General features: G+C 39.7%; 8 protein-coding genes. 4 read left to right on the forward strand and 4 right to left on the reverse strand.

The features are described 5' to 3' along the window. Nucleotides 1-7 precede the first annotated feature (7 nt). Nucleotides 8-469: a DUF1569 domain-containing protein gene (locus DBR11_RS09540; protein WP_108551976.1), complete on the reverse strand. Its 462-nt coding sequence runs from the start codon at nt 467-469 to the stop codon at nt 8-10. A 32-nt stretch (nt 470-501) separates the two neighbouring features. Here DBR11_RS09540 and DBR11_RS09545 point away from each other — a divergent pair, with 32 nt between their 5' ends. Then, entirely contained in the window at nt 502-903 is a 402-nt protein-coding gene (locus tag DBR11_RS09545; RefSeq protein WP_108551978.1) for a hypothetical protein, read from the forward strand. A 68-nt stretch (nt 904-971) separates the two neighbouring features. Further along, complete coding sequence (locus DBR11_RS29540; protein WP_158275253.1) at nt 972-1,139, forward strand: hypothetical protein; 168 nt, start codon at nt 972-974, stop codon at nt 1,137-1,139. A gap of 83 nt (nt 1,140-1,222) precedes the next feature. Here DBR11_RS29540 and DBR11_RS09550 read toward each other — a convergent pair whose 3' ends face one another. The 3 genes from DBR11_RS09550 to DBR11_RS09560 are packed head-to-tail and all read right to left on the reverse strand — an operon-like array spanning nt 1,223 to nt 3,628. After that, nucleotides 1,223-1,492: a hypothetical protein gene (locus DBR11_RS09550; protein ID WP_108551980.1), complete on the reverse strand. Its 270-nt coding sequence runs from the start codon at nt 1,490-1,492 to the stop codon at nt 1,223-1,225. Then, on the reverse strand, nt 1,486-2,886 hold the full coding sequence (locus tag DBR11_RS09555) for a radical SAM protein (protein WP_108551982.1): 1,401 nt from the start codon (nt 2,884-2,886) through the stop codon (nt 1,486-1,488). The genes DBR11_RS09550 and DBR11_RS09555 overlap by 7 nt, the downstream gene beginning before the upstream one ends. Then, entirely contained in the window at nt 2,879-3,628 is a 750-nt protein-coding gene (locus DBR11_RS09560) for a prolipoprotein diacylglyceryl transferase (protein ID WP_108551984.1), read from the reverse strand. Before DBR11_RS09560 ends, DBR11_RS09555 begins: the two co-directional genes overlap by 8 nt. A 165-nt stretch (nt 3,629-3,793) precedes the next feature. Here DBR11_RS09560 and DBR11_RS09565 point away from each other — a divergent pair, with 165 nt between their 5' ends. Continuing rightward, the gene (locus tag DBR11_RS09565; RefSeq protein WP_108551986.1) at nt 3,794-5,530 is read left to right on the forward strand and encodes a GMC family oxidoreductase; all 1,737 of its coding nucleotides are present in this window, start codon (nt 3,794-3,796) and stop codon (nt 5,528-5,530) included. Between the two features lie 11 nt (nt 5,531-5,541). Next, nucleotides 5,542-6,174, forward strand: coding sequence for a gluconate 2-dehydrogenase subunit 3 family protein (locus DBR11_RS09570; protein WP_108551988.1), 633 nt, complete (start codon nt 5,542-5,544; stop codon nt 6,172-6,174). The last annotated feature ends 184 nt before the right edge of the window (nt 6,175-6,358 follow it).

The following is a 6,358-nucleotide window of genomic DNA, read 5'->3' on the forward strand; positions in this document are numbered from 1 at the left end:
AAAATAATTAGACACCAAATTGAGTTAAATGGTGGTCCAGATGTTTATAAAACATATTGTTCCATTCTGTTGAGTTGAGTTGTCCAAAGGAGTGAGACTCTTTTTTTTCAAAATGATTTTCTCCAAGTTCCTGCGTTTTTTCAATATGTTGGATCAATCTGTTCTTTTCTGCTTCAAAATCCCGGGTGTCAGTAATTAAAAAAGGAGGAGCCGTTTGTCCATTCTTTTTGAAAGGTGTTTCATTGGTTACAATTTTTTTTACTACATTTTTTAAGATTAACTTCATGAAAAATCCAGGTTTAGGATGTTTGTTTTCTTCATAGACCATTTCATAGGTCACATTGCAATGGGCAAGCATTTGTGCTACATTCATTTTTCCCCAGCCTGGAAGGGTATCAGGCGCAAGCTGTTTGACTCTCTGAACAACGTCAACAGAAACATCCTTTTTAAAAATATTAGGTAAGGCCATAGTGATGATTGGTTTTGTTATCTTTGTTAAAGATGAACAATTTGCAACAAAAAATAAACTGGAGAATTTTGCCGCATATCATGCTGGCGATTCTATTATTTTTTGGTTTGTTGAATTCGTTCGGTATTGCAGCTTCGAGAACTTCTGGCTTTGAAACTAAAGCAATAACTGAGCAGCCTGTCCATATAGAAAGTTTCAAGAAAGCTCAAATCTACTACAAGAGTTTTTTGCACCGAAGGGTTTTAATCAGGCTGGCCTATAAAATTCTAAACATATCTCAGCTGATTTTGTCTTTCATCTATTCTATAGAAATTCATATCAAGTTGTTGCTCATGGCAATCCTGATGCTCCTGATTGCATCCATAGAGATGAAATTCCTTAAAAAAGCATTTCTAATGTTCGGCAGAAGACGCCAGTTCTTTAATCTTGCCTAGTTCCAATCATTTTATTAAAATTTATTAACGGACACTAGGGCTGTTGTAGGCCGGTTACATAATTTTCTATGAAACAGTTGAAAAAAATACTGCGTCTTACCGGACTTGGTATCTTAATTATATTAGCCTCATTTGGTATTGGACTGGGCGGTCCGCCTCCTGTGTTGCAAAAAACGAGAGAGAAAGACAGGATGGAATGGGCAGAAAACAAAGAAGAGAAGGAAAATCCAGATTAGACGAAAAGCCAGGTAAGCACCCTGCAAAAAAAGATATATCTGCAGATATATCTTTTTTTAATAAACACCATGATATCAATCCCTTACCTGATGTCTAACTTGAAATTGCTCACACAAGTTGCAAAACCAATTACCAGAATCAGCAAAGCAGCCAACACCCAGATCCATCGCTTTTGAACAATAGCCAGGATGACACAAATAAAAGCGTGGAACCCAGCAAACATAAAAGCGGCAATACCACCATCTCCGCCACCGGTATATACACATAAAATGGAATACACTGCAAAGATACCCAGATTGATACCCAGTATTTTCAAATCACCAGGTTTCTTGTTTTGTTGTTGCTCTACCATATATTCACTTCATTTTTAAGAACGTTTAGATATTCAATTTTATCATCCCTGTAAAAGAGATTCATGGTTTCAAATGGGATGATTTTCATGTCTTTATTAACAATGTGTACACAAGATTTTTTGATGGCTCTGACATCAAAATTCTGTGCATCAATAAAGTTCATGATAATAACTCTAAAAAGATTATCATAACTCAGTTCAGGAGCATCAATAGCAGGTAAACAACACAGAATTGATTTTAAATGTTCATTTGCCACCTCTACGGAGTTGCCGGTACTAAACATATGCAGTAAATGTGGCTTTAAATGCTCATCGTTTTCATATACAATTGTGTTTCTGGAATTGTCCAGCAAATCATTAGGATCGATCAGTCGGGTTAGTGGGAAAACATTTCCGCCGAGTTTTAAAGCATAACCCATGACAAGAGCATCAGGATTACATGGAACTGGAAGAAGATCAGCCGCAGTAAACACATCAGTTTGCTCCAGAATGGCCGATCTGACCTCGGTCAAAGTATATCGGTCAGTTGCCTGGTTGTAATTTTCCAGGCGACCGGCTTGTTGAGTTGGCTGAAAAGTGACACCCCTAACGCAGGGTTGTTTTAAAGCATACTCGATAATTTCTCCGATTTCATCAGTATTTAATCCTTTTTGTAAGGTGACCACTAAAGTTGTGGATAGATTATATTTGTTAAGGTGTTCAATGGCCTTTTTTCTTACTTCTCTTAAATCTTCACCACGTAATTTCTCCAGGGCTTCTTTTTTAAATGAATCAAACTGAAGATAAATTTCAAAGTCGGGCATATAAGAAGCTAAACGGGCCACAAATTTTTCATCCTTTGCAATCCTGATACCGTTCGTGTTCAGCATGAGGTGTTTTATGGGTTTGCGTTTGGCTATATCCAGGATTTCGAAGAACTGAGGGTGTACAGTTGGCTCTCCTCCACTGATTTGTACTACATCTGGTTCGCCTTCATTAGCAACAATCACATCAAACATCTGCTCAATTTCTTCCAGCGTTCGGTGGCGGCCATAGCTGGGTGAAGACATAGCATAGCAGGTAGGACAAGAGAGATTGCAGCGGTCAGTAACTTCAATAACGGTTAAACAGGAATGTTGTTCGTGGTCCGGGCATAAGCCACAATCATAAGGACAGCCAAAATGGGTAGAAGTATTAAATTTTAAGGGAATTTCACTTCTTTTTGCATAATTCCGGCAGCTTTTATAATACTCTATATCGGTTGCAATCAGTACTCTCTCCCGTCCATGTTTTGGGCAGTGTTTAAGCATGTAAACTTTATCGTCCTGAAAAACAATTTTAGCATCAATTCTTCTAAGGCAGGTACTGCACAGACTTATGGTATAATCGTAATAAATGTATGGGCGTTCAGGCATAGGATTTCAGTAGTTTTGAGGGGTTAACGAATAATCTATAGTAATATAATAGTCCGGCAATACAGGCCAGCTGTATTACAGATAAACCAAAACTAAAAACATAATCTGGTTTTATGAACTCAATGCAAAAACGGAAAAATAGATAAGCGGTAAGCATCATTTTAAAGCGTGCACCGTTTTCCAGCAGGTATTGTTTTTCAAGATTGTAAAGTGAGACCCATAGAAGAATCCAGAAAATGATTTCATATAAATTAGTGGGGTGCCTTGTTAAACCGTCACCAAAATCAATTGTCCAGGGTAAGGAACTTGGAATTCCATAGGTTCCATCATCTAAACCCGCAAAATGACAGCCTAAACGGCCAAGGATCATGGCTAGTATAATTGGGTAAACCATCATATCACCCGAGGAGACGGATACTCCGATTTTCTTCTTTATCAGTTCAACACCAATCAGTCCACCCAGTAAACCACCAACAATTGTGGTATTTCTCATGAAATAGAGGATGTTCATGTTTTTCAGGTATTGCGGATTTTCCAAAACACCAAGAATGTGAGATCCCAGAAAGCCGCCCAGGGCAGCACCAATGAAAATAAGAATACGGTGTTCATCGCTGATCTGATCGACTTGTTTACTTCTTAAATAAATATAGTACCGGTAACCAAGAAAATAAGCGAGTGTTTCGCATATAAAATGGATTGGGACGGCGGATTCACCCAGTGGAATATTGGTTGGATAATGCAAATTTTAAATTTTGGTGATACCAATTTACAACAATTTATGTATCCTTTATGATTTTTCGGCAGCCAGTCTAGTTCTGAATGCTGGCGTTGATAAATTGTTTTAGTTAAGTTGTAACAAACTATTTGAAAGTCATATATTGTAGTCTTAAAACTCCGAACCAAATATATGAGTGAATTTCAAATCAAAAAATCACCTACTATTTATGATGCTATTGTAGTAGGTTCTGGCGCCGGCGGCGGAATGGCTGCATATGTCCTGGCTAATGCTGGTCAGAAGGTTTTAATGCTTGAAGCTGGTCAGTATTTCGATCCAAAATTAGATGCACACCAATTAAAATGGCCTTGGGAATCTCCGCGCAGAGGAGCAGGAACGGTTAGACCTTTTGGCGATTTTGATGCTTCTTATGGAGGTTGGGAACTGGAGGGGGAGCCCTATACCAAAAAAGATAAAACGGAATTTGAATGGTTCAGGTCAAGAATGCTTGGCGGAAGAACCAACCATTGGGGGCGGATTTCCCTGAGAATGGGCCCTCACGATTTTAAATGTAAAGATGGTTTAACAGATGACTGGCCAATCACCTACGATGATTTGAAACCATTTTACGATAAGGTTGACCGCATGATTGGTATTTATGGTACTGTGGAAGGCTTAGAGAATGAACCTGACGGGATTTTTATGAAACCACCAAAACCCCGGTTGAATGAGCTTTTTATAAAGAAAGGCGCAGAGAAAGCCGGAGTAAAAGTGATTACCGGCAGAGGTGCTGTACTAACCGAATCTATTAAAGGGAACAATGATCGTGCACCTTGTTTTTACTGCGGCCAATGTGGTAGAAGCTGCAAGGTATATGGCGATTTTTCTGCCTCTTCCTGTTTGGTTATCCCTGCAGTAAAGACAGGAAATTTAACCGTTATCACTGATGCAATGGTTAGGGAAGTAATTACGGATAAAGATGGAACAGCCAAAGGCGTTTCTTATGTGAACAGGAGGGACCTGCAGGAGTATCAGGTCAATGCCAGACTGGTCATTCTGGGCGCGAGTGCCTGTGAGTCGGCAAGGATTCTTTTAAATTCCAAATCTCCTCAACACCCGGCCGGACTGGCAAACAGCAGCGGGGTAGTTGGTAAATATCTGCATGATTCTACCGGAGCTAGTGTTTCTGGATTTTTACCACAATTAATGGATCGAAAAAGATATAATGAAGATGGTGTGGGTAGTGTTCATATTTATTCTCCCTGGTGGCTGGACAATAAGAAACTTAATTTTCCAAGAGGTTATCATATAGAATATGGTGGAGGAATGGGGATGCCTTCTTATGGGTTTGGTTCGGGAGTACCTATTATGAATGGCATGGTGCCAGACAGAAATGGAAAGATGAAAGATGCGGGTGGATATGGTGCTTCCCTGAAAGATGATTATCGCCGTTTTTATGGAACAGGAGTTGGTATGGCCGGCCGTGGTACCGCTATAGCCAGAGCTGATAATTATTGCGAAATTGATCCGGATGTAGTAGATAAATATGGAATTCCTGTGCTGAGGTTTCATTATAAATGGGCACAGGAGGAGATTAATCAAGCCAAACATATGCAAGAGACTTTCCTTTCTGTTATGAAGGAAATGGGGGCTGTGGTTACTTCAAAAATACAGGGCCAGGAAACAAATTACGGCTTGGAGGCTCCTGGAAAGATTATTCATGAAGTCGGGACCATCCGCATGGGAGATGATCCTAAAAAATCTGCCTTAAACAAGTACTGTCAGGCTCATGATTGTAAAAATCTATTCGTGGTTGATGCAGCGCCATTTGTTCAGCAAGGAGATAAGAATGCGACCTGGACAATTTTAGCTTTGTCTATGAGGACTGCTGAATATATTCTGGCACAAAAGAAAAAACAAAACATTTAAAGATTGAGCTTATGAACAGACGTGATTCGATAAAAGCATTAGGACTTACAGCGATAAGTACCAGCGTACTTATAGATGCCTGTAAGCCATCTGAAACTAAAACGGACACCAATACTCCGCAAGAAGCAACAAAAGAGGCTGGGCGGGAACATTGGGAAATAGAACGAGACAAAGAACTCCATTCGGAAACGTTCTTTACCAGCCATGAAATGGCAACCATTACGGTACTAGCAGATATCATTATTCCAAAAGATGGTGTTTCCGGAAGCGCATCAGATGCGAAAGTTCCGGAATTTATTGAATTTATAGTAAAAGATATACCGGAACATAAGATCCCTATGCGCGGTGGTTTAAAATGGCTGGATCTGCAATGTCTGAACCGCTATCAGAAAACTTTCGCTGAAGCTTCAGCAAAAGAGCAAATTGCCATGATCGATGAGATTGCCTATCCTCAAAAAGCCAAACCGGAAATGAAGCCTGGAGTGACTTTTTTTAACAGGATGAGAAACCTGACTGCCTCCGGTTTTTACACTTCAAAAATTGGTGTAACAGATATTGGTTATGCCGGCAATGCTCCAAATCAATGGCAAGGTGTTCCCGATGAAGTATTAAAGCAATATGGAATGCAGGATGTAAAGATCTAAAAGAAAATCAGGACCGGATCACGACCCTATAGTTGCCTTCATTGAGGTGTTCATGGCGTGAACGGTTCTCGAAATTGATATTAATGGTGTTTTTATCTACTATTCTGGTATCAGGAGTGATTTGCTGACCTGTTGCAACTTCATAAATGGCGAGGATAACATCTCTTGTGCCCAGATTGTGTAC

The sequence above is a fragment of the Pedobacter sp. HMWF019 genome (assembly GCF_003061025.1).
Taxonomy (GTDB): domain Bacteria; phylum Bacteroidota; class Bacteroidia; order Sphingobacteriales; family Sphingobacteriaceae; genus Pedobacter.

Bases quoted from the DNA above. Each gene is read 5' to 3' on its own strand.
- DBR11_RS09565 (WP_108551986.1), top strand. From the start codon at position 3,794: ATGAGTGAATTTCAAATCAAAAAATCACCTACTATTTATGATGCTATT.
- DBR11_RS09545 (WP_108551978.1), top strand. From the start codon at position 502: ATGAACAATTTGCAACAAAAAATAAACTGGAGAATTTTGCCGCATATC.
- DBR11_RS09555 (WP_108551982.1), bottom strand. From the start codon at position 2,886: ATGCCTGAACGCCCATACATTTATTACGATTATACCATAAGTCTGTGC.
- DBR11_RS09570 (WP_108551988.1), top strand. From the start codon at position 5,542: ATGAACAGACGTGATTCGATAAAAGCATTAGGACTTACAGCGATAAGT.
- DBR11_RS09540 (WP_108551976.1), bottom strand. From the start codon at position 469: ATGGCCTTACCTAATATTTTTAAAAAGGATGTTTCTGTTGACGTTGTT.
- DBR11_RS09550 (WP_108551980.1), bottom strand. From the start codon at position 1,492: ATGGTAGAGCAACAACAAAACAAGAAACCTGGTGATTTGAAAATACTG.
- DBR11_RS29540 (WP_158275253.1), top strand. From the start codon at position 972: ATGAAACAGTTGAAAAAAATACTGCGTCTTACCGGACTTGGTATCTTA.